Consider the following 25,119-nt stretch of genomic DNA (forward strand, 5'->3'; position numbering starts at 1 on the left):
CGCTTACCGCTAATTGCCCGTAAGCGCCCTGCGGACGGACAAAATGTATTTGGACTGGTCGAGCGGATTAACGCCCCTGCGCGTCCGTTCGGCCTGTACGTCGGGCGGGCATTCCCGGTAGCCGGCGAAAAAGGTGCTCAGCACGCCTCTGCCCTTCGTCAGCGACCCGAATCTAGCCGGGAATTCGAGCGAGGTGGCTACCGGCAGCGTGCCCTCGATTTCCATTCGTTCGCCGCGTACGACCGGCGAATCGAACTCGCCGCGCATCTGCACCAGCTCGTTCATCACCTTTCCGCCGGACTCCTCCGGCACGGACAGCCGGAACGACAGCATCGGCTCAAGCAGCTTTACGCCGGTCCGCAAGAGGCCGTCCATGATGCCCATCGGTGTCGCTACGGCAAAATCGAGCGGGTGCGTATGCCACACGTGATGCTCGCCTTCGAGCAGCGTCACCTTGAGGTCCGTAACCTCCCAGCCGAACAGCCCCTGCTGCAGCGCCTCCGGCACGCGTCTGGCTACCTCGTTCTGGTAGCTGTCCAGCAGCCGCTCGGAGCGGGCGACCGAGCGGTAGCTCAAGCCGCTGCCGCGCTCGGCCGGCTCGATGAGGAACCGGAGAATCGCCCAGCACGGCTTCGGCATCGTATACGCAATGAAGCCTTCGCCCGCCTGCGCAGGCGTTTCCTTGTAAATGACGGACGGCTGGCCGAAATCGGCCGTCAAACCATAGCGGCTGTTCAGAACGTGCGTCAGCACCTCGATCTGAATCGGCCCCATCACCTTCAGATGCAGCTCCCGCTGCTCCTGAAGCCACTGCAGATCGAGCAGCGGATCCTCGTCCGCCAGCTCCTGCAGCGCCGCCACGACGGCCGGGTACTCGGCCTCGCTCGCCCAGCGCACCTGCACCGTCAGCAGCGGTACGGCCAGCCGCGTCTCGCCGGGAACCAGATCGGCGCAGCCGACAATGTCGCCGATGCGCGCCTGGTTCCAGCCGCAGACGGCGGCGATGTCGCCGGCGGCCAGCACGCCGACGTCCTCGGCTTTCTGGCCGTCGATTTTGCGGATCTGCGTCACCTTTTCCCAGGTCCCCTGCGTTACATTGAGTACGGAGTCGCGGTTGCGGATCACGCCGCCGTACAAGCGGACATAAGCGACCCGCCCCATAGCCGGGTCGCGCTCTATGCGGAAGACGACGCCCGATACGGGACCGGCGTCTTCCGCGGCCGGCGGCGGCAGCAGCATGACCATCGCATGCATGAGCGGCGCGACGCCGAGCCCTTTGTTCGATGCGCCGAACAAAACGGGAAAAAGCTCCCCGCCGCGCGTCAGCTCCGGCAGCAGGCGGTCAAGCTCTTCCTTCGGCAGCGAGCCCGCCTCCAAATACTGCAGCAGCAGCGCTTCATCCCGCTCTGCTACAGTTTCCTCAAGCAGCTGCAGGTAATCCGCTGCCTCCAACAAAGCCGCTGCGCCGTCGCTTCCGGCCGCGCCCGCTTCCGCCAGCTCGCCGCCTCCGTCCGCAGCAAGCAGGCTCACCGGACCGGCAAAAGCGTCCTCCACGCCGGCAGGAGCTTGTACCGGCACCGCCAGCGGGGAAAGCAGCCTGCGGATCTGCTTTAACACCCCCAGCGGGTCGGCGCCGATCCGGTCTATTTTGTTCACGTACAGCAGCGTCGGAATTTGCCGCTCCCGCAAAGCGTGCCAGATGAACTCCGTCTGCGCCTGCACGCCCTCCACCGCCGATACGACGAGCACTGCGCCGTCCATGACGCGCAGCGACCGCTCCACCTCGGACAAGAAATCGACGTGCCCCGGCGTGTCCACGAGATTGACCGTCACGCCCTCCCACGCGAAGCGTGCAGCCGCTGCCCGAACCGAAATGCCGCGCGAGCGCTCCACTTCCAGAAAATCGGTCTGCGCCGTGCCTGCATCGACGCTGCCGAGCGACCGGATCCGCCCGCTGTGGTACAGAATACGTTCCGTCGTCGTCGTCTTCCCGGCATCTACGTGTGCGAAAATGCCAATATTGCGTATATGTTGTGCCGAATGCCGTTCCATTAACCGGATCTCCCCTTGCTTGCCTTATCTTCCTCTATCCTAACTCTGAAAGCGCTTTGCGGCAAGCAAGCGTAAACGGCTATCGCCGTCCCTTGGCGGCAATAGCTACGTTTCGCGATGAGATATAGGCATCAGTATAGGAGTGAAACTTATACTTTCCTATATCTCAACAAAAAAGCCGCTCAAGCAGTCCGCGAATTACGCGTTTGCTTGAGCGGCTCCGCCCCGCATCAGGAATTCGCGGCTGCCGCGTTAGGCTCGCGCCCGACCAGCGCGTGCTTCTCCCAGGCCCGGCTGCGCCAGCGGAAAAACATAATGAACGCCCGCAGCCACTCGTCCGCCGCAATCGCCAGCCAAATGCCCGCAAGGCCCAGCTCCAGCTGGAACACAAAGAAATACCCGAGCGGCAGGCTCATCGCCACCATCGTGAACATGCCGATCCATAGCGGGTACTTGGCGTCGCCGCTGGCGCGCAGGGAGTTTACGAGCACGATGTTGATCGTCCGCCCCGTCTCCAGCACGATGCTCAGCAGCAGCACGTTGACGCCGAGGCGAATAATTTCCTCGTCATCCGTGAACAGCCACATGAGCGGCTCCCGGAAGACGATCACAAGCACAACGGCAACGAGCGTAACTGCGCTTGCCCAGCGGACGCTTTTCCATACCCGGTAATAAGCGGCCGTCTGCTCGCCGGCTCCGACCAGCCTGCCGACGATGATCGACGTCCCCATCCCGATCGCGAAGGCGAACAGATACGTGAACATCGAAATGTTGTTCGCGTAGTTTTTGGCGGCCAGCGCCGCTTCCCCCAAATACGTAGCGTAGTAGAGGAACACGATTTGACAGGACTGGTACATGACCTGCTCGAGGGCCGACGGAATGCCGATTTTTAATATTTTCGAGATATATTCCTTAGAAAGAGAAAGGTAATAGCGGAACTCGATCCTGACGGACATCATCCGGTACAGCAGCACAAAAAACACGATAATGGCCAGCAGCCTGCTGAATACCGACGAGATCGCCGCCCCCTGCACGCCCAGCTCCGGAAAGCCGAAATTGCCGAAAATAAGCAGATAGTTTCCGATAATATGAACGATATTCATGCCCAGGGATACGAGCATCGCCTGCTTTGTAAAGCCGTGGACGCGGATGATCGCAGCTACCGAATTAATAATCGCCTGCAGAAAAATCATTCCGCCTACGATCGAGAGATAGCTCTTCGCATGCTCGAGAATTTCGCCTTGCAAGTTCAAGGTCTGCAGCAGCTGGCCTCCGAAAAAGACAAACGACAGGCTGATCAGCAAGCCGACGATAAGATTGAGCGTGACCGCCAGTGCGGATATTTTTGCCGCTTCGATCAGCTTTCTCGAGCCGATGTATTGCGCGACAACAATCGATGCCCCGTTGCCGATCACCTCCAGCAGCAGGATCGCGATATGCAAATACTGGTTGGCCGCTCCGACGCCGGATACCGCGTTATCCGATATCGCGCTCAGCATCAGCGTGTCGGCGATACCCATACACATAAACAAAAAGATTTCCAAAAAAATCGGCCATGTCAGGAAAAACAGGTTAAGCCCTTTTTGATCCTTCTCGAGGGGCCCGTTCCCGGCCGCTGCCGTTGTCATGATGTCACCTTCTCCTATTGTCAAAAGTAAAGCAAAAGGTATCGTAGCACATCCCGGCGCCCATTGCACGACAAAATGTTGGGAGATTCAGTTAAGCGCATACATCGATTTTCATCGGTCGAAACATGAAAAAAAGGCTGCAAATCGGATTCGTCGAAACGTCCCGAACGCAGCCCTTTGGTTTATAGTTGAAAATGATAAAAATCATTATTGCTCTTCATCCGCTTCTTCGGCGTCTTCTTCGTCCGCCTGCTCTTCGTCCTCGTCTTCCTCGGCCTCATCCTCGATCGCCGCCGCAGCATCCTCCGCCTCTTCCGCATCGGCCGCTACAGCTTGGATTTGTACCAATTCTTCTGCTGGAGCCTCTTCCGAAATGAGTTCTACGGCTTCTTCCGCACCTTCACGAACTACCTCATCTTCATGGCTCATCTTTATCACCTCCTTCATCTTTATACTCTTATTGTAGCGCTTTCACAGCGGCAAACAAGAGGTGTAAAATGTCGCCTTGTAGGAACCTTTTCCGCTTTATGGCGCATTCGTGCCCGTTCGGGAAAGTTCGAGCTCCCCCCGCCAGAGGTCTAGGCCGGCGCTCGGTCCTTTGGCGGTTTTTCCAACCTGCGGAACTAGATAAGATTAGTAACGACTTGGTACCGGTTTAACGGTTTACCGGCTTAAAGAGATAAACCGCGATTTTGACACGAAAAGGAGGGCTATCCCCCGTATGAATGCAATTCTTATGAATGCCGAGCTTGCGGCGATTATGATTTATATTCTGTTTTCCTTTATTGCCGCGGGAAAAGCATCCAAGCTGATCTACTTCGGGACGGAGAAGCAGCTTTACCGCAGGACGCGCAAGCTTCGCTTCTGGTCCGTCTTCCTGACCCTGGCGGCAGCCGCCATCGCAGCTGCCGATCTAGCGCTCGCCGCGGCCGCGCATCCGCTGCTGTGGATGGACCGGCTGCTGCTTCGCACGCCGCTGGCCGTTATCCCCGTTGCCCTGATCTGGGGCAACGCCTACCCAAGGCTGCGCCGCCTGCTGCAGCGCACAGCCGGCCAAACGGAGGCCGCGCCCGACACCGCCCGGCGGCGGCTGGCAGCAGAGCCGGCGTTCGTCTTTCCGTTCCGGCTCGCTGCGCTTTCCTCGATTGCATTGTTCTACTTTGCATTCGTACCGCCTGTGCCGCTGCGCTGGACGGCCGTTACGCTGCCGCTTACCGGCCTTCTTCTTGCCGCCTCGCTCGCATGGATGGCGCTCTCCCGCCGCAGCCAGCTCGCCGCGGAAGCGCCGCTTGCGGGCAGCCCGTGGCTGCGCAGGCTGAGAAGCGCAGGCGTGCTTCTCGCCATTCTGGCCGTCAGCAGCGTCCCGTTTCTGACGGCCATGCAGGCCAGCCGGCTGGAGGGCCGGCTGAGCATGATGTCCGGCAGGCCCGATTACGGCCGGACCGCCTCGGGCGCGCCTGCGGCGCAGGCCGGGCTTGCGCTTCCCGGCCATAACCATGCGGCGGCGGCGCAGCCGGCTTCCGCCGCCGGCGGCCAAAGCGCAGCCGTCCCCGTAACGGAGCTTACGGGGCCGCGCAGCGGCAAGCCGGACCGCGAGTTCACGCTGACCGCACAAAAGCAGACCGTCACCCTGGCTTCCGGAAAGCAGGTGGACGCATGGACCTACAACGGGCAAGCACCGGGCCCCGAGCTCCGTATGAAGGAAGGCGAGCTGATCGAAATTAAGCTCGAGAACAAGGATATTGAGGTCGGCGTCACCCTGCACTGGCACGGCCTGGACGTCCCGAACGCGGAGGACGGCGTTGCAGGCGCCACCCAGGATGCGGTTATGCCGGGCGAGACGCATACGTACCGCTTCGTTGCCGATCAGGTCGGCACGTTCTGGTATCATTCGCACCAGCATTCCAAAACCGCCGTCCAAAAAGGACTCTTCGGCGTCCTTATCGTAGAGCCGTCTGAGGCAGCTGTACAGCCGTTCGAGGACATCACGGTCATCACCCATGTCTGGGCAGGGGCGGGCTTTGCCATCGGCTCGAATGACACGGTGCAGCGCAAGGCGATTGCACCGGGCACGCCCGTGAAGCTGCGGCTGATCAATACCGACGATTGGGTTCGGCAATCGTACGTGCTGACAGGCGTCCCCTTTAAAGTAACGGCGATCGACGGAGTCGACCTGAACGGACCGTCCGAGCTCGAGAACCAAAGCCTGGAATTAATAACCGGCGGCCGGTACGACATCGCCTTCGTCATGCCTGACCATCCGGTGTACCTGAAGGTGGGGAACGGAAAAGAGCTCGGCTTGCTGATGAGCGCCGACGGCAGCGGCGATGTGCCGAAGCCGGAGACGACAAGCGTCTTCGACCCCACGCATTACGGAATGCCCGCCGACACCCCCTTCGGCGGGGACAGTGAATTCGATCGCGAATTCACAATGGTACTGGACAACCGGTTTGCCTTTTACAATGGCCGTTTTGCCGCTTACGATACGATCAATGGGGAGGTATTCCCCAATACGCCGATGTTCGTCGTCAAGGAAGGCGAGCTCGTCAAAACCTTGATCGTCAACCGCGGAGCCGTGGAGCATCCCATGCATTTGCACGGACATCATATGCTGGTGCTGTCCCGTAACGGAGAAGCGGTTACCGGCAGCCCTTGGTGGTCGGATACGCTTGACGTAGCGCCCGGCGAATATTACGAGGTCGCCTTTCTGGCCGACAACCCCGGCGTCTGGATGGATCACTGCCATAATCTTCAGCACGCGTCTGCAGGCATGACGATGCACTTGATGTACGAAGGCGTAACGTCGCCTTTCGAGGTGGGAACCGCGACGCCTAACCATCCTGAATAAATCTATGTGGAAGAAGCGGAACTGGACTTTAGTCCAGCCCGCTTTTTTACCTTCAGCATGAGGACAAAGTTTTTGCGGGTGTGCTATGCTGGGTGCAGCTAATCAAATCCGGATAGGAGTGTTACAATAACCATGAATATGAGAACGATAAGCGGGATCGTCCTGCTGCTGTTCGGCGCCGTTTTATTTCTGAATCAGGGAGAAACGTTCGGTCCCGGCAAAATTTTCGCCTACTTCTGGCCGTCGTTATTCGTCATTCCGCTCGGCCTGTTCTTCCACTGGATGTACTTTGTCATGATCGGCCGCAAGGGCGTCGGCCTTCTGATTCCCGGAGGCGTCCTGTTCACGGTCGGCATCGTCTGCCAGATCGCAATGCTCTTCGGCAATTGGGAATACATGTGGCCCGGCTTCATCCTTGCTCCTGCCGTCGGCTTGTTCGAATTTTACTGGTTCGGCAAACGCAACAAATGGCTGCTGATTCCGATCAACATTCTGACCGTTCTTTCCCTGCTGTTCTTCGCGGTGTTCTCCATCGGCTCCGTTTACAACAAGTTTTTGGTTAGCCAGCCTTTTATCGCGATTCTGTTCGTTGTGGCAGGGGCCATCATTCTGCTTATGAAGAAAAAAGACATCTAGGAGGACTTAACCGATGTTAACCTTTGAACAAAAGCTCGCGGTTATCGAAGCTTTCCCGGAGCTGCAGCGCAAGGATGTATCGCTCGGCCGGGTAAACTTCCATTATGAAGACAGCGCCCACGACAAAAAAACCGTCGTCCAGCATCTGCACCGGAACGGCAACGGCTACGTATACGCCGGCTTGCTGGACGGGATCGAGACCGATGAGAAAGGCCTCGTTAATATACGCGACTACAGCGAGAACGAGCTGCGGGAGCTGATCTCGCAAGCGATCGGAGCCCTGTCGGTGCCACCGCCCGAGAAGGAGGCGAGCCCGAAGAAAAAACGCAAGCCGCCGCAGGAAAAGCGCTGGGTCGGACCAAACGGTGACGTGCTCACGCTTCTGTTCGAGGAAGACTTATGGTACCTGTACGCAGGCCTGAATCTGGAATCGGCCTTTGAAACTTACGAAGAGGCCGAGCAGTATTTGGAGGAAGAAGAGTTCAAACGGGCCTGACCCGGATATAGCTCCAGCAAATATTAGGAAGAAGCCGGACGACGGCTTCTTCTTTTTTATGTCATATCAAACAGGAATTTGTCACCCGATGTCTAATTCTAGTTAGTGCACCAAAGATAACAGGGGGAATTTAATTGTCGATCAAAGCAAAGCTGTCCTTCTCCATCTCGATGATCGTTGCCGTAATCCTTGCACTAAGCATCATCATCTATTATTTTTCGGCAAAAACCGAGTTGCAGAACAGGCTCGAGGAGCAGGTCGATTTTATCGCTAAGCAGATCGGCTATAACATAGAATCTTCGGAAAGCGCCGTGGAATTCATGGAAAAGACGATAGAAGAGAAGCTCCGCATCGCTTCCATATCCGCCCAAATGATGCTCGATCCCGATATTAACAAGGTCACGAATGAAGAGCTTGTCGAGATTAGCGCCAAGCTCGGCGTCGACAATATTACGCTGTGGCAAAGAGAAGGCGATGACGTCATTGCCCGCAAATCCTCGGACCCGGAAGAGCTCAATATCAGCTCCAAAACCTGGGATTACTGGCATACGGCTTTTCTTCAGCTGTTTGAGAATCACAACGTAACGATTGAAAAGGGGCGAAAGCTGGAAAACTTTTGGTCCGGACCGTTTAATTTTGCGGCGACCGACCCTACGCAGGTTCGAAAGTGGGGCAATTATTACGACGGAACGACCAATTACATGATCAATCCTTACGTAAGCGCCGAATCTCTCCGGGAATTCGATGTCACGGACGGAACCGATGCGCTCATTTCGAAAATTTTGGCCAATCAGGAAGGGGTTCTGGAAATTACGGGCTTCGATCCTGAATTTTTCGGAGAAAAGCCGATCGTCAAGATTAGAAAAGGCATTCCGGTCCATAACCTGGATGTCCGGGATATCCCATTCGGAACTTATACCTACAAGGATGATGAAAACGACTCTTACCATATTCAGAAAGCGATTGCCGGCAAAGATGCGATAAGCGTCAAAAGCTCTATTAAAGGGAAAGAGCTGCTCAAAACGTTTATTCCGATCTTTTTGGACAAAACCTATGTCATCTGCATCACATTCGATTCCTCCGTCATCGAGGAGCCTCTCAACAAGCAGCTTTTGCTGCAAACGGCCATCTCGTTCTGCCTGATCTTGGCGACGATGCTTTTCAGTTATTTTATTGCGGACTTTATGCTGCGCGGCTTGAACCAGATTTTCCGCAAGGTGAATGCGATCGCCGAAGGCAATTTCGGGGAAACCATAACGATCCGCAGCAAGGACGAGCTCGGCCTGCTCGCTTCACGCGTAGATACGATGGGCCACAACCTTCACAGCTACACGAATCAGCTCAAGGACGCGGCGGCGGAGCTGCGGAGCACGAAGCAATATTTGGAGTCCTTCGTCAACCAAACGTCGGATGCGATACATGTCGCGGATCTGGACGGCCGGATCACCCAGGTCAACAGAGCGTTCGAGAAAATGTACGGCTGGACGGGAGAGGAAATCGTCGGAAAGCCGCTGGAAAATATACCGCTCGAGCATGCCGGCTCTCATCGCGAGCTCAAGGCTACGGTCCTGAGCGGCGGATCGGTGACCGATTTTGAGACGGTACGGATCACGAAGTCGGGCAGCCCTATCGACATCAGCATCACGATTTCGCCGATCCGGGATGAAGCCGGCGCTATTATCGCCATAGCCTCCATTTCCCGCAACATTACCTCCCGCAAGCAGACGGAGGAAATGATCAGGCGTTCGGAGAAGCTGTCGGTCGTTGGCCAAATTGCAGCCGGTGTAGCGCATGAAGTCCGCAACCCGCTTACGACGCTGCGCGGCTTCGTTCAGCTTCAGAAGCAGAAGGGCTCCTTGCCCCCGTCGCATTTGGACATTATGCTGAACGAGCTGGATCAGATTAATATGATCGTAAGCGAGTTTCTTGTTTTCGCCAAGCCGCAGGCAAGCCGGTACCAGTCGATTAAACCGGAGAACCTGGTTGGCGATACGATGCTCCTTCTTGACTCGGAAGCGAAGATGAGCAACGTCCAGCTTAGAATGACCGCGGAGAAAGAGCTGCCGCTTATCATCGGCGAAGCGAACCAGCTGAAGCAGGTGTTCGTCAACGTCATCAAAAACGGCATGGAGGCTATGCCGGGCGGCGGCGAGCTGTCCATCGATATCGCCCGCCATGGCGATGGAATGATCGTCCTGCGCTTCAAGGATCAGGGCTGCGGCATAGCGGCTGAGGATCTTCATCGGCTTGGCGAGCCGTTCTTCACGAAGAAGGACAGCGGCAACGGCCTCGGCCTGATGGTCAGCCAGCAAATCATTGCCGGCCATAAGGGCAGCATCGTTTTCCGCAGCGAGCTTGGCAAAGGCACCTGCGTCGAAATATCGCTGCCGGTTTCGCTGCCGAATGCGAATGCGGTCTGAAGCGCCGATTTTTGAAGATATTATTTTGATGAAATCCGCGGCGCTGTGATAAAATGTTTCCGTAGCCGGCCGGATTGGAAAATGCCGGCCGATTCGTTCATACATGATTAACCATACCGCTAGTTTTGGAGCCGTTTATGCCGATGACCTTTGATTCTCCGCTATCGCAATACATTATCTTTGTCATAATTTCCGGCATTCTTAGTGTGCTGCTCGCTATTTACGCCTTTAACAACAAATCGAATTTTTCTGGCATGAGAGCTTTGATGTGGTCCACACTGCTTTCGGCCGTTTATACTTTTGGATTCGCCTTTGAGCTGGCTAGCGATACCGTTCCTGAAATCAAATTCTGGATTAACATTGAATATATAGGAATGCCGTTTATAGCTCCGATTAACTTGCTCCTTATTATGCATTATGTCGGAATGGACAAATTTACCACCGGCAAAAAAGCCTGGGGGTTGTTTGTCGTCCCCGCCATTACGTTTCTCATGGTTGTCACGAACGACTATCATGGACTTTTTTACGAGTCGCTTTACCTGCGTTCGAACAGCGCAAGTCCCGTCGTAGACGTCGTTCCCGGATTATGGTACTACGTGCATGGCAGCTATACGTCGGGGACGATGTTCGCCTGTTTGTTTTTATTGTTCAGTCATGGGCGGAAAACAAAATCGATTTACCGCAAGCAGATGGTCACGATGGCTCTCAGCATCCTTATCCCTCTGGCGGGGGCGTTGTCCTACGTGCTCGGGTTGACGCCGCTCGGCATAGACCCCGTTCCGATGCTGCTCGGAATTACGTCGGCATTGTATGTTTACGCCATCTTTTCGGCAGGGCTCTTGACGGTTTCCCCAATCGCGCGCGAGCATATCTTTGAAAGCATGCGCGACGGTGTTCTTGTGCTAAACCTGTCCAATCAGATTATGGACTTCAACAGCGCCGCGGCGCAAATCATTCCATCGCTTACGCCGCTCGCCATAGGCAAGAAGCTGGAGGACGTATGGAAACGGGGGGCGGAATCCGGCGCCTTCTCCTTTGGGCTTGACCAAGAGCACGACGTACAGCACGAGCAGGAGCTGAAGTGGGTGCGGGGCAAAGAAACGTTTTATTACCGGATCCGCGCCTCGAATTTATTGAAGCCGAACGGCCAGCTGGCGGGGAGGACAATCGTCATGATCGATGTAACCGAGCATACGCTGCTTCAGCACAAGCTGCGCCACTTGGCCGAAATTGACGGACTCACGTCCATCTATAACCGCACGACGTTTATGGAGAAAAGCCGGGAGTTGTTAAACGCATCTCACCGGCAGCGGCAGCCGTTGTCGTTTATTTTGTTCGACGTGGACCATTTCAAGCAAATCAATGACCGCTACGGGCATAGCGTAGGCGATTTCGCCCTGCAGCACATTGTGAATATATGCAAGCAGGGTCTCCCTACTAAAGCGCTGCTCGGCCGCTACGGCGGAGAAGAATTCGCGGTCTGCCTGCCGGAGACGGAGCTTGCCGAGGCCGGACAAATTGCAGAGCGGCTGCGCAAGGAAATCGCGTCCACCCCAATGTACAGCTCGGCGAAGGCGATCTCCATTACTGCGAGCTTCGGACTGACTCAAGCGAGAACGCCCGACGTTCTGCTGGAGATGCTGCTCCGCGAAGCGGACGTAGCCCTTTACCGTTCCAAGCACGGCGGCCGCAACATGGTGACGATGATGGACCTTGAACAAGTACATGCAATCGAGACGAAATAATCATACTATCAAGCATAAACGGCTGTGGTCGTCCTTTGGCGGCAATAGCTCGTTTCGCGTAGAATTATAAGTCAGGGTATAAGCTCAAACTTATACTTTCATATATTTTAAAAATTGGAGGTGCCGATGCCGTGTTGAAGTTGGAAACCTTGCGCAAGAAGCTGCGGTTCAGGCCTTCACCTCCGCAGGTTATGCTGTTCGGCTTTTTGTTTATCATTTTGGCAGGTGCGCAGCTGCTGTCCCGACCCATTTCGATTGCCGAGGGTACTAGCATTCCTTACATTGATGCTCTGTTTATGTCGGTCAGCGCAACCTGCGTGACGGGTCTTACCGTCTTAAGCACCGGCATCCATTTCTCCATCTTCGGACAAGTTGTCCTCATCCTGCTGGCCCAAATCGGAGGGTTAGGCTTCATGACGATGGCAACTCTATTTGCGCTTCTCTTCCGGAAGCGCATTTCGTTCCGGGAGAGGCTCGTGCTCCAGGAATCGCTGAATTACAGCTCTACAGAGGGAATCGTCCGCATGATCCGCAAGGTTCTTTTGTACGCATTGGTCATTGAACTTGCGGGAGCAGTGCTGTTAAGCGGCTACTTTATGCTTGAAATGCCGGTAGGGCAGGCTCTGTATTTCGGAGTTTTCCACAGCATTTCGTTTTTCAACAATGCAGGCTTCGATTTGTTCGCCCAGTTTCCAGACAGGGACGGCAGCCTCATCCATTACGTTGAGGATCCCTTTATCAATATCGTCTGCATGCTGCTTATTTTCTTCGGCGGGATCGGATTTATCGTCATTTCCGAGCTGATTACGTATCCCAAGCATCGGAAGTTCAGCCTACATAGCAAGGTGGTTCTATCCGTTACGAGCCTATTGATCGTTTTCGGCGCAGTCGTTTTCATTGCTCTGGAGCTTTCCAACCCGGACACCCTGCAGCAGCTGTCGGGCGGCGGCAAATTGCTTGGAGCCCTGTTTCAGTCGGTAACGGCGCGGTCAGCCGGACTCAGTACGATCGATCCGGGCATGCTGCGTGAAGTCACTCAGTTTTTTTTAGTCATTCTAATGTTTATCGGCGCCGGCCCCGGGTCGACGGGCGGAGGAATCCGGGTAACGACCTTTGCGATCCTGATAGGAGCGATGATTGCCATGGTTCGCGGCAGAGACGATGTCATTTTGTTCCGCTACCGAATTGCCAAACGCCAAATCCATCAGGCCATTATGTTCACGATGATCGCTTTTTTCATCATTTGCACCGGGACGATGATGCTTTCGATTACCGAGACCGGGGACTTTCTTACCATACTGTTCGAGGCGACATCCGCTTATTGTACCGTTGGCATGTCCGCTGGACTCACCTCGCATATTTCGGATGCCGGCAAGATTATCCTTATGACGCTCATGTTTGTCGGCCGCTTAGGTCCGGTTACATTGGCGTTCGCACTGAACACGCATTCGAGAAAAGAGCTTTACCGCTTCCCGGAAGGAAAGATTACGATCGGCTAAAAAATTGCGGTGCGTTCGCAAGGAATGTTACGATTAGCAGAGCATATTTAGATTTGCTTAAAGGAGAATGCATGCTTGATGAACGCAACATCCAACTATAATGCCGATAAGGAAAAATACGGGACGCGCAAGCAGCGCATTTTGATCGTAACTGCCGTGGAGGCGGAAAAAGAAGCCGTTCTTCGCGGCCTGCAAGATGGAGAAACGCCGGTAACTGTCATTGCTGCGGGAGCAGGCGTTTCCGCTGCGGCCGCCGGTACTGCGGCTGCGCTTGCGCAGGAGCCAGAGGCGTACCGTCTCGTTATAAGCGCCGGTATAGGCGGCGGTTTTCCCGGACGGGCGGAGATCGGTACGCTCGTCCTTGCCGACAGCATCGAAGCCGCTGACCTCGGAGCCGAAACGCCGGACAACGGCTTTATCGGCATTGACGAGCTGGGCTTCGGAACGTCCGAAGCCGCGGTCAGTGAAACTTGGACAGCACGGGTATTCGAAGCGATTCGCACCGCCGGACTGCCAGTAAGCCGCGGGGCGGTGCTGACCGTAACGACCGCTACCGGCAGCGCAGAGACAACCGCCAAGCTTGTCGCCCGTGTTCCGGGCGCAGCCGCGGAAGGCATGGAAGGACACGGGGTCGCCACAGCCGCGGCTTTGTTCGATGTTCCGGTCATTGAGCTTAGAGCCATTTCCAACGCCGTCGGCCCCCGCGACCGCGCGTCCTGGCGGATCGGCGAAGCTCTCGCCGCTTTGGAAGCGGCTAGTAAAGCCATTCGGGAGGTTATCTTATGAATATTGCTTATTCCCCTTGTCCAAACGATACATTTGTATTTCATGCTTGGGCTCACGGTCTGATTCCCGATGCTCCCAAGCTTTCCGTCACTTATGCGGATATCGATATCACGAACAACTGGGCCGCAAACGCGGAGGGACCGGAAATTATGAAAATTTCATATGCCGCACTTCCATGGGTTTTTTCCGACTATAAGCTGCTGCCGTGCGGAGGCGCTCTCGGCAGAGGCTGCGGACCGCTTGTTCTAGTAAACGGAGGCGACACAGAGGAAGCTGGCATCCCGGAGCCTTCCATGCTTTCAGGGAAACGGGTAGCCGTCCCCAGCGAGCGGTCGACTGCTTACCTTTTGTTCAGACTTTGGGCTGCCCGTAATGTGCCGGGCGGCGTAGGCGAAATCGTCATCATGCCTTTCCACGAAATCATGCCTGCCGTACGGAATGGCAGTATTGATGCCGGTTTGGTCATTCATGAAGCGCGCTTCACCTATCCGTCTTACGGGCTGAAAATGCTGGTCGATCTCGGCAGCTGGTGGGAGGCCGATACAGGTCTGCCGATTCCGCTCGGGGCGATCATTGCCCGCCGTTCACTCGACACAGAAGCGATAACCGGCTGGATCCGTGCTTCCGTCGAATACGCATGGAAGCATCCGCAAGCCTCGCAAAGTTATGTCATGCAGCATGCTCAGGAGCTTTCCCCTGACGTAGCACAGTCACATATTGACTTATACGTCAATGAGTTCACGGCCAATCTCGGCGAAGACGGCTACGCCGCTATTGAAGCTCTTCTCGGCCGCGCCGCTGATGAGGGTCTAGTCCCTTCGTTCGACCCCGCGCTTCTCCGGTAGCACAAAATCCCAGGCTCGCCTTTCTGCAGCTTCTCAGCAGACTGGCGGGCCTTTTTACAAATCGGTGGCCATTCTCTTGCTAACCTGCGTCATGCCTTTTGTATAGTACTCCACTTTCCCTCTGAGAAGCACGTGCCGTTTCGCTACTCGAATCGTCTTCCTCTCCTCTATGACTGTCCGAACCAGCAGCTATAAGGCTTTTTATCTTCTTTTATCCTCTATCCCCTCAGCTCAGAATCGCAACTTCCTCTTTTTCTCAGCCCGTTCGTGTTCGGTTCACCTGACATCCTCCCTCTTTATTCTCTTTACTAAAAGTCTCTTAGCTTTGTATCTTGCCTTCCCTCTTGCTCAGCCTGTCCGATCCGGCTGCTATATGGCTTTTTATCTTCTTTTATCCACTATCCCTTCAGCTCAGAATCGCAACTTCCTCTTTTTCTCAGCCCGTTCGTGTTCGGTTCACCTGACATCCTCCCTCTTTATTCTCTTTACTAAAAGTCTCATAGCTTTGTATCTTGCCTTCCCTCTCTGCTCAGCCTGTCCGATCCAGCATCTATCAGGCTTTTTATCTTCTTTTATCCACTATCCCTTCAGCTCAGAATCGAGTTTCTTCAAGTTGTTTTCCCTCAGCATTACAACAGATCCTCAAAAATACCCATTGATTTCCTCCAAAAAAGCTGTTATGATCAAAAAAAATAGGAACACACGTTCGTAATTCGTTGGAAGAGGTGGGCACTGAAATGAACGAATATCATGCTCTTCTAACTCTATATAATAATGAGCTGAATTGTGTCCCTATCCTCTATCGAATGAAATGGCCTTCCGGGTTTATCTGCCCCCGTTGCGGTCATACTTCTCATTACACGGTAAGCACAAGACGACTGCCGATCTATGAATGCCGCAGCTGCAGGCATCAAGCCTCGTTAACTACCGGCAGTGTGATGGAGAAGAGCAGAACCCCTATACATAAATGGCTAATTGCGATGCATATTATCGCCGCCTCAGACGAAGGCATCAACGCAGTCCGGCTGTCGGAGCTTATTAAAGTTACTTACAAAACGGCTTGGTCGATAATGAACAAAATACGTCTTGCAATATCGGATTCCGACCGAGCTATCCTCCTTACCGGACGAATTGAAGCGAAGCAGGAAGTATTCATGAAGCAGCCCCATCCTACTCATGATGCCCTTTTGAAAGAACGCGCCGCCATCGTAGCTCAAGCTCACACAAAGCATTCAGTAAAGCCATATATGAAGATAAAAATCATAAAGAGCGAGCAGCGTTCCCGCAGCAAATTGAACAGGCAGGCAGAAAACGAATTTCTGGAGGAGCATGTAAGCAGTGAGCATACATCGCTGGAGATCAACCGAAAACATGTGAATCCGCCAGGTGACCTTGCCTTATTGCCTGCTATGGCGAAAACTGCTTTTCAGTGGCTGAACGATACGTTTCATGGACTGTCCGAATCTCGTGCTCAGTTGTACCTAGATGAATTCTGCTTCCGGTATAACCACGCCGGAAATACAACTTGCAGCCCGCTCGAATCTTTACTTCGGCTGTGCATCTCCTTCTCAGCTGTCTATCAAAATAGGCAACAAAGAAAAAATGAAGGCTTTCCAAGATGGAATCGTGATGGCAGACGACTAGCTTCTAATTCAAATAATCATTAATATGCACAAACTTCGTTTTAGAAAATTTTACGTTTTGTTGTTGCAAGCCTTCAAGTTCATTGTTGTTGACTACCCTCACATGCAAGCCAACTATGCGTAGAGTGCAGTGTGCCGCTTAAAGGTGAATTGAGTATTGTAAGCTATATATGTTCGTGGACCATTTTATCGCAGGTACTATAAAGTATAGATGTCATTAGTCTTGGACCATGCAGACCATAGACACTGTGGCCCTGAAGGCTCTGGACAGCAGAGGCTGTGGAGCGTCGTGTGGCTATTAGGGCTGTGGGCAGCAGATGCTTGGGAGCATTGTGGTGTAGCTATGAGGACTCTAAGCCGCGGGGCTGTATAGCTGTACGGTTGTGGGGTTGTGGGGCTGTATGGGTGTATGGCTGTATGGGTGTATGGGTGTATGGGTGTATGGGTGTATGGATGTATGGCTGTATGGGTGTATGGCTGTACGGCTGTACGGCTGTACGGCTGTATGGGTGTGCGGCTTTACGGCTGTGCGCCTGTGCTGGTGTATGGCGGCTGTGCGGCTGTATAGCTGTGGGGTTGTAAGGCCGTGCGGCTGTGGAGTATTGGTGTTGTGGAAGTTGCTGAATTCTGATAACACCTCTTGTGTACCTTAATCATTTTAGAATATCAAGTTGGACTTATAAGGGAACTATGTCCCACTGCAAGCACATGCGTCAATCCTGAGCCGATGGGATAGTGGAGCAAAGAAAAATAAAAGGTATACATACAGACCAGCTGCGCGACTTGCGAGGACTAATAGCGCATTTAGCACATTTAGGCATTTAGCGCATTTAGCGCATTTAGCGCATTTAGCGCATTTAGCGAATTGAATTTGAGAGCTTCGCTTCCTAAAACTGTTGTGTGTTTAACGCTTTCAAATCCAAATGTTCTTTCAAAACTTCCAAACCCAAATCTTCGCCGATGTTCCAAATTCAAATGTGTGTTTCAATGCTTCCAAATTCAAATGAGCGTTCAATATTTCCAAATATAAATGCGCAAGCAGCCCTGATAATGAGGCCGCTTGCGCGCTGCGTAAAGCTTTATTCGGTTTCTTTTCGGGCCCTCTCGGTTAAGGAGAGGGGGCCTAAAGTTTGGGAGCTTGAAGCATCGTCCTGTTCCACATAACGTTTGAGGGCTGAAAGCTTGTTTTCCCAGAAGCGCTCGTAATAAGCGAGCCATCGCTTGAGCTCCTTCAGCGGTTCCGGATCAAGGCGATATCTGGTTTCGCGGCCGACTTTGCGGTCCTTGACCAGCCCTGCGTCTGCAAGTACCCGTAAATGCTTGGAAACCGCCGTACGTGTCATCGTAAAATGACCGCTTATGACGTTGACGGGGAGCTCCTGATCGCCGAGCAGCTGCAGCAGTCTGCGCCGCGTCGGATCGGCAATCGCTTGGAACACGTCATGTTTCTGGATGGGGTCGGACATGATTTCAGGCCTCTACTTGGCTCTTAAGCTTCTGAACAAGCCCCGTCCAGCCATGATCCATCCGATCGCGCACGACCGCATGCGGCTGACCAAACTCCGTCACCATATCCTCGTACCATCCGGAGTGAATAAGGGTAAACTGCGTATGCCCGCCAAGTTCCTTCAGCTCGAACGTCAGTGTCCAATCCTTGCCCCAAGTGAAGGAAAGGCGGTTTGGAGGGTCGATAACGGTAACCTTGCACGGAGAATGACCAAACGGCCCCGCATCCAAATGGAACTCGAAGCCCACTTCGGGTTGAAAATCATTTGGCATGAACCATGCCGCAATTCCCTCTGAGGTTGCAACCGCACTCCATACCTTTTGAATCGAAGCGTTTAAGGTAAGCGTCTGACGAATATCGGGCAACGTGCTTGTTTTGTGTTCATTTGACATTTTGTAACCTCCAAAAAATGAAGTAGAATATGATTTTGAATTAATGAAACCTTTTGGTTTCCTTTTGATATTTTAGGACACTATTTGGTTTCATGTCAATCCCCATTACTTTCCTACCGGACTAGCTTGCTCATCTCCCTTTTGAATATTCAAACGGAGAATGAAAGAAGCACTCCCGTTGTGCAACGGAAGTGCCGTTATGCAACGGAAGTGCCATTGTGCAACAGAAATGCTTCTTGGTGATTGATTAGAATTAGCCGTTTAAACTGATGAATGAAGCTTGGTGTAGACGGAGGATTCTGCTGTCGTGTACCAATTACCGCCTACCAGTCTGCTTCCGGAAAATACCGCTTCGCGCGGAGGAGCGGAGGCGATTGCGTGCTGGGCATTTTGGGCGTTGACCAGCATAAAGCTGGCGCGGTCGCCTTCCTTTGGAGCAAGCGCAGCGGCCGAAATGAGCGGATACGACTGCAGCAATGCTTCGTCAACGATCCAGCCGAATTTTTCGGCCAGCTTCGAGCCTCTCGCCAGCAAATCACCATTGCCGAAAGGACTCCAAGAGTCCAAGATGTTATCCGATCCCACATGAACGTGCACACCCTCGGCAATCAGCTGGTCGACGCGCGGCATCGGGCGGTCAAGCGGCACACTCGTGATAATTGCTACCTCCGCGGCTTTCAGCTGCTGTGCCAGCTCTCGCGATTCCGGCTCCGATACCTGCCCCAGGCAATAGGCGTGGCTAACCGCGGTACGTCCGCCTTTGCCGGCAACCGAGGTCAAATCAGCGAAACGGCTGATCGTGTAAAGGCCCAGATGACCGGGATCATGCAAATGCAGATCGACTCCGGCGTCGAATTCGGCGCTGAGCTCGAACATCGTCTCAAGGCTCCGGTCAACCTGGCGGTCCAAGCCTGCCGGATCCACACCGCCTACAAACTCCGCACCGGCGCGCATCGCCTCCTTCATCACTCCTATGGAATCGGCTCGCAGCAGTCCTTGCTGCGGGAAGGCTACGATTTCGATATCCATGACGCCGCGGTATTCTTCGCGGACCTGCAGAACCTGCTCCAGATGCGAGATGCCGATCTCCGGATCAACGTCGACATGCGTCCGAATTTTCGTCGTCCCATGGCTAAGCAGCAAATCAATTAGCCTGCGGGCACGCTCGGCGATTGATGTCGGCAGCGCTCCCAGCATTTGCTTCTCAAATGCCAATTGCACAGGCAGCGTAACGAACGGCTGCAGCGGCTTCCAGGGTTCACCGAGAAAATGTTTGTCCAGATGGACATGCATATCTGCATTTGACGGCAAATAAAGCAATCCTGCAGCGTCGATGACATCGTACCGGGCATCCTGAACAGTGCTATTGGAGATGCTGCCGTTTGCACTTGCACCTGCCTTCTGAGTTGAGCCGATTGGCTTACCCGGATCCGGAGCGGTGCCGCCGATTGACGTCAGACGTTCGATCATCCCATTTTGGTTATTCAACGTAATGTCGTAAAGGCTATCCCCTATGCGGACGCTCTTTAATAAAGTTTTTTCCACAACCAGTCACCCTCTGCTTTATTCTTTAGTTAATGTGTGCCCAAATAAGCTTTGATCATCCGCTCGTCATTTAACAGATCTGCGGACCGCCCGTGCAGCGCGACTCTGCCGTTATCGATGACGTAACCGCGGCTTGCAATCGAGAGTGCTTTATGCGCCATTTGCTCAACCAGCAAAATGGACGTCCCCTCTTTGGCCAAAGCCCCGATCGTCTCAAATATTTCGTTCACGATAATCGGAGCAAGCCCCAGCGACGGCTCGTCGAGAAGGAGCAGCTTCGGCTTGCTGATCATGGCTCTAGACAAGACAAGCATCTGCTGTTCACCGCCGCTCAGCGTAAAGGCAAGTTGAGATCGCCGTTCATGCAGACGCGGGAAGCGTTCGAATACGAGCTCCAGCTCTTTTTCGAATTGCAATTTCGAGAAGGAACCGATTTTCTTCTTTAGTCCCATTCGTAAGTTTTCTACTACGCTAAGCGTCCCGAACACCTCGCGCCCTTCCGGTACGAGCGAAATGCCCAGATTTGAGGTTTTGCTCGCGGGCAGATTCGTAATCGCTCTTCCGGCAAATTCAACAGTCCCCGAATGTGGACGCACCAGTCCCAGTATCGACTGCAGCAGCGTCGTTTTGCCTGCTCCGTTCGACCCGATGACCGCCACGATTTCGCCTTCCTTCAGGTCGAAATCGATCCCTTTCAGCGCATGAACAGCGCCATAGCGGACATGCAATCCGTTAACGTTCAGCACTTGCAGCCACCTCCTCCGCACCCAAATACGCCTGGATAACGCGCGGGTCGTTCAGCATCTGCTCCGGACGGCCGGTTCCGATTACCCTGCCGAAATCGAGAACGGTAACCGTGTCCGAAACCCGCTGGACAAAATCCATATGATGCTCGATTAAAACGATCGTCAGTCCGTTTTGCGCCAGCTTGCGAAGCAGCTGCTCCAACTGCCCGATCTCGGCCGCCGTCATGCCGGCAGCAGGCTCGTCGAGGAGCAGAAGGCTAGGTGCTGTAGCCAAAGCCCGGGCGATCTCGACCATCCGCTGATGGCCATACGGGAGCTGGCTTGCCGGCATATGCCGATCACCTACATAGCCGATAAAATCCAGCAAATCACGGGCCCGTTCCTCCATGACCCGCTCCGCGCGCCGCTGCTTCGGCATGCGTAGCAGCGATTGCGCAAAACCGCAGCGATGCCGGCGCGTCATACCGGTCATGACATTTTCGAGCACGGACAGCTCCTTAAACAGCCTCGAATGCTGAAACGTCCTGGCAATTCCGCGCACGGATACGGAGGAGAGCGATCGCGGAATAAACGGCTTGCCATGCAGCTCGAACGTGCCTTGATCCGCTCCGTACAGGCCGGAAATAACGTTCAGAAGCGTCGTTTTGCCCGCGCCGTTCGGACCGACAAGCGAGTGGATCGAACCGGAGGCGACCGCCATGCTCACATCCTTCAAGGCATGCAGGCCGCCGAAATGCTTATTGATCCCTTCCAGCACAAGCAGATTGGCTGCATCCAAGCTCTCCGAGGCTGCGGAAGCCACCGGCTCCCGCTCCGGCATGCTTTCTTTCCGGGGTGCGGAAACAGCTGAGACTGCAGGCAGCGCTGTCGCGACAACTGAAATCAAGGCTGTATGCTCGGAGCCTGAGCCGACGGAAGCAGCTGCAGACACGGACAATACTGTGCCAGAGAAGGCTGCGGTCGTTGCTCCTGCTCCTGCGGAGGCAGCTGCATGCACGGGCAAAGCTGTGCCGGTGAAGTCGGCTGTCGTTGCTCCTGCTCCTGCGGAGGCAGCTGCCAAAACCGGCAGGCCAAATCCGGAAGAGACGGTTGAAGCCGCGGCTTCAGAGAAGGAGCCGGATTCTGAAGAGACTGCTGAAGCTGCAGTTTCGGAGAAGGGGCCGGATCCGGCGGCTGTGACGGATTTGCCAAACTTGCTCCTCAGGAAATCGCCGACGGTGCCGACGATCCCTTTGGGCAGAAAATACAGCACCGCAAACATAATGGCACCGTAAAGCGCCATCCGCAGCTTCTCCATCTCCAGCAGCTCCGGAAGGAATACAATGATCGTCGCGCCGACGACCGGCCCCAGCACTCTGCCCGCACCTCCCAAAATAACGATCAGGACAAGCTGGACGGAGGTCTGGAAGTGATACGTATCCGGACTGATAAAACTGTTCGTATGCGCATATAACGCACCGGATAGCCCTGCCAGCACGGAACTGACCGCAAAGCCCGCATATTGTGCCGCGAACTTCCGGATGCCTAGCGATGCGGCGGCAATTTCATTTTCCTTCGTGGCGATCATTGCCCTGCCCCACGCCGAACGCCGCAAATTGCGAACCAGCAGCAGAGCCGCTACGGAAATGACCAGAACAAGAAGATACATGCTTTTAAGATCAAAGGTATAGGCGCACGCCTGCGGCTTCGGAATGCCTGATATGCCCAGAGGACCGCCCGTAAACGAATCCCAGCGGATCAGCACTTCGTGAATGACGACACCAAAAGCGATTGTGATCATCGACAAGTACACGCCGCCCGCACGGATAGTCGGAATGGCGATCAGGCTCCCGATCACAAGCGATACCGCCATACCGATCAAGGCAACCGTCCAGAAGGACATGCCGTATTTTGTGCTAAGAAAAGACGACATGTAGGCCCCGACAGCCATCAGTCCGGCATGGCCGATCGACACGATGCCGCAATACCCGATCAGCAGGTTCATTCCCGTGCATGTAATGACGAAAATGCCGATCATAAACATCAAATTCAAATAATACGTATCGACCAGCCAGGGTCCTGCGGCAAGCAGCGCTACGGCAGCGGCAGCGGCAACAGAAGCTGCAAGTCCCCGGTAGCCCGAGCTTTTTTGCAAAAATGAGTTCATCCGATTACGCCTCCTGTCTGCGGGCTTACACCTTTATGGCCGTTTTCCGGGCGTTGAACAGCCCCGTCGGCTTCCAATAAAGCACAAGTATAACCATGCCGTACACGAACATTTCTCTAAACGCGGTGGAGACGTACTGACCGATGACCGCCTCGGCCACGCCGAGAAGAAGCCCGGCGGCAACGATGCCCTTCGGATTGTTTACGCCCGCCAAAATCGCGACGGATATCGCTTTTAGGCCGAGCGGCAGGCCGATATCGACGGAAACCGCATAGTTGGTCGACATAAGCGCCCCGCCGATGCCTGCCAGCAGCCCGCTGAGCACGTAAGCGACCGCTACGATTTTGTTGCTGCTGACGCCCATAATTTCCACCGCCGTGCGGTTGTCGGCCGTCGCCCGCAGCCATAAGCCCCAGTGCGACTTTTTGTAAAACAGAATCAAAATTGCCAGCAGCACGCCGACGACCGGTAGGAAAATAAACTCCTTCCAATAGATTCCCGCCCCGAAAATCCGAAGCATCCCCTCTCCGACAGGGGACGGCGTTACGCCCTCGTCCGGACCGTTAAAGTAAAGCGCGACATCCTGAATAATAATGCCGACTGCGATTGTGCTGAGCACCCATTCGATCGAATTCGGGCCTTTGTCGAACTTGCGGATCGCCAGCCGCTCTATGCCAAGGTTTAACAGTCCCACGAGCAGAGCGGCGACGGCGAACGAAACGAGGAAGGGCAGGTGTGCCAGCTCGGCAAAGCCGAACATGAGCACCCCGCCCAGCATGACCAATTGGCCCTGCGACATGTTGAGCGTTCCGTTCACGACATAAGTCAGACTGTAGCCTAATGCGATCAGGGCGTATAGACAACCAACCGACAGCCCGCTGATCACCAGCTGCAGAACAAGCGACATGTCCATCCCTCTTTTCCGTTAGGTTGTCTTATTGCTTATCGGATACGACCAGCTTGCCGTCCTTCCAGACGCACATGAGATAGGAGTTCACGTCAACCGCATCATGATTTTCCGGGGTAAAAGCCTGCTCCCACTCTTTAATGACGCCGTTGTACGAGCCGAGGTTCGTCTCCAGCGTAGTCCGGATCGCCTCGCGGTCCTTCGCCAGATCTCCCGTCAGGCCTGCTTTTTCAATGGCCTGGAACAGAAGCATGGCACCGTCATAGCCCTGTGCGGCGGAAGCGAACGTCGTCGGGATATGGCCGAATTTTTTCGTAAAGTCGTCCAGAAATTTTTTAGCCGGCTCGCGGGTCTGGTCTACGTTAAAATTCGCTGTTTGTATGGCGTATACGCCGTCCGCCAGCTCCTTGCCCACTTCCTGTATGCCTTTGTTCGCCGTGCCGTTCTCGCCGACGACCGGCACCTTCCAGCCCAGCTTATCCATGGCCTGAAGTACATAGCCGTTCGCAGCTCCCTGGCCGAACAAATATACGACCTCTGCGCCGGACTCCTTCGCGCGGTTAACCTGCGCCGTCATATCTTTATCCTTGGCATTGTCGAATGTCTCGACCGCAGTCGGCTTCAAGCCTTCCGCCTCAAGCACCTTCGTCATCGCCGCGGCCGCGCCTTTGCCGTAGCCGCCGTTTTCGTGCAAAATGGCTATTTTCGTCGTGTTGAAATGCTCCTTAATGAACTTGAGCGCGTACTGCGCGGTAATATTCGCGTTCATGCGCACCCCGAACGTCCACGGCATGCCGGACTCCACCGATGCGGGCACATTGGACGTCGCCACCATAAACGCAAATTTCTCCTCCATAATGACCGGCGATTGCGCCAGCATGACCGTGCTGTGGAAACCGCCGATCGCCGCCAGCACCTTCTCCTTCTGGCTGAAATCGCGGATAATGCTGATGCCGCGCGTCGGGTTCTGCTCCGTGTCACGGACGACCAGCTCAACCAAACGCCCGTCGATGCCGCCCTTCGCGTTTACCTGGTCGACGGCTACCTGCACGCCCTGATACAAATTCACCGAGTTCATCGCATTATCGCCCGTCGCCTCCGTAGACATTCCGATCAGAATCGGCTCCTTGCCCGCCTCACCCGAACCCGAAGCGGCGGAAGCATCCGCCGGAGCGCCCTCCTTCCCGCCTGCTCCGCATGCGGATAACACCCAGATCATCGCCATAACCAGCATTCCCAGTATCCATCTTTTTCCCGCTGCCCGTTTCATTCCCGAAC

Annotated in this window: 19 protein-coding genes; 9 read left to right on the plus strand and 10 right to left on the minus strand. The window is 54.7% G+C overall.

What is annotated here, in order from left to right; genetic code table 11:
• Window positions 1–9 precede the first annotated feature (9 nt).
• From KP806_RS14350 to KP806_RS14360, 3 genes are all read right to left on the minus strand, one after another.
• Entirely contained in the window at window positions 10–2,052 is a 2,043-nt protein-coding gene (locus KP806_RS14350) for an elongation factor G (RefSeq protein WP_224724389.1), read from the minus strand.
• Window positions 2,053–2,282: 230 nt separating this feature from the next.
• A complete protein-coding gene (locus KP806_RS14355) occupies window positions 2,283–3,680 on the minus strand; it encodes an MATE family efflux transporter (RefSeq protein ID WP_224724390.1) in 1,398 nt (465 codons plus the stop codon).
• A gap of 207 nt (window positions 3,681–3,887) precedes the next feature.
• Window positions 3,888–4,109, minus strand: a complete 222-nt coding sequence (locus KP806_RS14360; RefSeq protein WP_224724391.1) for a hypothetical protein — start codon at window positions 4,107–4,109, stop codon at window positions 3,888–3,890.
• Window positions 4,110–4,401: 292 nt separating this feature from the next.
• Between KP806_RS14360 and KP806_RS14365 the strand changes: the two genes are divergently transcribed.
• From KP806_RS14365 to KP806_RS14405, 9 genes are all read left to right on the plus strand, one after another.
• Window positions 4,402–6,528 (plus strand): multicopper oxidase family protein, encoded by a 2,127-nt coding sequence (locus KP806_RS14365; RefSeq protein ID WP_224724392.1) that lies wholly within the window; start codon window positions 4,402–4,404, stop codon window positions 6,526–6,528.
• A gap of 132 nt (window positions 6,529–6,660) precedes the next feature.
• Entirely contained in the window at window positions 6,661–7,164 is a 504-nt protein-coding gene (locus tag KP806_RS14370) for a hypothetical protein (protein WP_224724393.1), read from the plus strand.
• Window positions 7,165–7,177: 13 nt separating this feature from the next.
• On the plus strand, window positions 7,178–7,660 hold the full coding sequence (locus tag KP806_RS14375; RefSeq protein WP_224724394.1) for a hypothetical protein: 483 nt from the start codon (window positions 7,178–7,180) through the stop codon (window positions 7,658–7,660).
• Window positions 7,661–7,794: 134 nt separating this feature from the next.
• Window positions 7,795–10,080, plus strand: a complete 2,286-nt coding sequence (locus KP806_RS14380; RefSeq protein WP_224724395.1) for a PAS domain S-box protein — start codon at window positions 7,795–7,797, stop codon at window positions 10,078–10,080.
• A gap of 143 nt (window positions 10,081–10,223) precedes the next feature.
• Window positions 10,224–11,825: a histidine kinase N-terminal 7TM domain-containing diguanylate cyclase gene (locus KP806_RS14385; RefSeq protein ID WP_224724396.1), complete on the plus strand. Its 1,602-nt coding sequence runs from the start codon at window positions 10,224–10,226 to the stop codon at window positions 11,823–11,825.
• Between the two features lie 131 nt (window positions 11,826–11,956).
• Window positions 11,957–13,324 (plus strand): TrkH family potassium uptake protein, encoded by a 1,368-nt coding sequence (locus KP806_RS14390; protein WP_318153632.1) that lies wholly within the window; start codon window positions 11,957–11,959, stop codon window positions 13,322–13,324.
• A 78-nt stretch (window positions 13,325–13,402) separates the two neighbouring features.
• Window positions 13,403–14,110 (plus strand): futalosine hydrolase, encoded by a 708-nt coding sequence (locus tag KP806_RS14395; RefSeq protein WP_224724563.1) that lies wholly within the window; start codon window positions 13,403–13,405, stop codon window positions 14,108–14,110.
• Complete coding sequence (locus KP806_RS14400) at window positions 14,107–14,955, plus strand: 1,4-dihydroxy-6-naphthoate synthase (RefSeq protein ID WP_224724397.1); 849 nt, start codon at window positions 14,107–14,109, stop codon at window positions 14,953–14,955. The genes KP806_RS14395 and KP806_RS14400 overlap by 4 nt, the downstream gene beginning before the upstream one ends.
• Before the next feature lie 737 nt (window positions 14,956–15,692).
• A complete protein-coding gene (locus KP806_RS14405; RefSeq protein WP_224724398.1) occupies window positions 15,693–16,622 on the plus strand; it encodes a transposase in 930 nt (309 codons plus the stop codon).
• Between the two features lie 1,055 nt (window positions 16,623–17,677).
• On the opposite strand, the gene KP806_RS14410 is transcribed toward KP806_RS14405, so the two are convergent.
• The 7 genes from KP806_RS14410 to KP806_RS14440 all read right to left on the minus strand — a co-directional run bounded on the left by KP806_RS14410 (window position 17,678) and on the right by KP806_RS14440 (window position 25,111).
• Window positions 17,678–18,064, minus strand: coding sequence for an ArsR/SmtB family transcription factor (locus tag KP806_RS14410; protein ID WP_224724399.1), 387 nt, complete (start codon window positions 18,062–18,064; stop codon window positions 17,678–17,680).
• A gap of 4 nt (window positions 18,065–18,068) precedes the next feature.
• The gene (locus KP806_RS14415; protein ID WP_224724400.1) at window positions 18,069–18,497 is read right to left on the minus strand and encodes an SRPBCC family protein; all 429 of its coding nucleotides are present in this window, start codon (window positions 18,495–18,497) and stop codon (window positions 18,069–18,071) included.
• Between the two features lie 261 nt (window positions 18,498–18,758).
• Window positions 18,759–20,042, minus strand: a complete 1,284-nt coding sequence (locus tag KP806_RS14420; protein WP_224724401.1) for an amidohydrolase family protein — start codon at window positions 20,040–20,042, stop codon at window positions 18,759–18,761.
• 29 nt (window positions 20,043–20,071) lie between these two features.
• On the minus strand, window positions 20,072–20,788 hold the full coding sequence (locus tag KP806_RS14425) for an ABC transporter ATP-binding protein (protein ID WP_224724402.1): 717 nt from the start codon (window positions 20,786–20,788) through the stop codon (window positions 20,072–20,074).
• On the minus strand, window positions 20,775–22,934 hold the full coding sequence (locus tag KP806_RS14430; RefSeq protein ID WP_224724403.1) for a branched-chain amino acid ABC transporter ATP-binding protein/permease: 2,160 nt from the start codon (window positions 22,932–22,934) through the stop codon (window positions 20,775–20,777). The genes KP806_RS14425 and KP806_RS14430 overlap by 14 nt, the downstream gene beginning before the upstream one ends.
• 25 nt (window positions 22,935–22,959) lie before the next feature.
• On the minus strand, window positions 22,960–23,841 hold the full coding sequence (locus KP806_RS14435) for a branched-chain amino acid ABC transporter permease (protein WP_224724404.1): 882 nt from the start codon (window positions 23,839–23,841) through the stop codon (window positions 22,960–22,962).
• A gap of 28 nt (window positions 23,842–23,869) precedes the next feature.
• Window positions 23,870–25,111: an ABC transporter substrate-binding protein gene (locus KP806_RS14440; RefSeq protein ID WP_224724405.1), complete on the minus strand. Its 1,242-nt coding sequence runs from the start codon at window positions 25,109–25,111 to the stop codon at window positions 23,870–23,872.
• Between the last annotated feature and the right edge of the window lie 8 nt (window positions 25,112–25,119).

It is taken from the genome of Paenibacillus vietnamensis (assembly GCF_020169515.1).
Classification (GTDB): Bacteria; Bacillota; Bacilli; order Paenibacillales; family Paenibacillaceae; genus Pristimantibacillus; species Pristimantibacillus vietnamensis.

Coding starts and splice junctions, on each gene's coding strand:
- KP806_RS14365 (WP_224724392.1), top strand. CDS start 4,402: ATGAATGCAATTCTTATGAATGCCGAGCTTGCGGCGATTATGATTTAT.
- KP806_RS14385 (WP_224724396.1), top strand. CDS start 10,224: ATGACCTTTGATTCTCCGCTATCGCAATACATTATCTTTGTCATAATT.
- KP806_RS14440 (WP_224724405.1), bottom strand. CDS start 25,111: ATGAAACGGGCAGCGGGAAAAAGATGGATACTGGGAATGCTGGTTATG.
- KP806_RS14430 (WP_224724403.1), bottom strand. CDS start 22,934: ATGAACTCATTTTTGCAAAAAAGCTCGGGCTACCGGGGACTTGCAGCT.
- KP806_RS14410 (WP_224724399.1), bottom strand. CDS start 18,064: ATGTCCGACCCCATCCAGAAACATGACGTGTTCCAAGCGATTGCCGAT.
- KP806_RS14415 (WP_224724400.1), bottom strand. CDS start 18,497: ATGTCAAATGAACACAAAACAAGCACGTTGCCCGATATTCGTCAGACG.
- KP806_RS14375 (WP_224724394.1), top strand. CDS start 7,178: ATGTTAACCTTTGAACAAAAGCTCGCGGTTATCGAAGCTTTCCCGGAG.
- KP806_RS14395 (WP_224724563.1), top strand. CDS start 13,403: ATGAACGCAACATCCAACTATAATGCCGATAAGGAAAAATACGGGACG.
- KP806_RS14350 (WP_224724389.1), bottom strand. CDS start 2,052: ATGGAACGGCATTCGGCACAACATATACGCAATATTGGCATTTTCGCA.
- KP806_RS14370 (WP_224724393.1), top strand. CDS start 6,661: ATGAATATGAGAACGATAAGCGGGATCGTCCTGCTGCTGTTCGGCGCC.
- KP806_RS14405 (WP_224724398.1), top strand. CDS start 15,693: ATGAACGAATATCATGCTCTTCTAACTCTATATAATAATGAGCTGAAT.
- KP806_RS14360 (WP_224724391.1), bottom strand. CDS start 4,109: ATGAGCCATGAAGATGAGGTAGTTCGTGAAGGTGCGGAAGAAGCCGTA.
- KP806_RS14400 (WP_224724397.1), top strand. CDS start 14,107: ATGAATATTGCTTATTCCCCTTGTCCAAACGATACATTTGTATTTCAT.
- KP806_RS14435 (WP_224724404.1), bottom strand. CDS start 23,841: ATGTCGCTTGTTCTGCAGCTGGTGATCAGCGGGCTGTCGGTTGGTTGT.
- KP806_RS14355 (WP_224724390.1), bottom strand. CDS start 3,680: ATGACAACGGCAGCGGCCGGGAACGGGCCCCTCGAGAAGGATCAAAAA.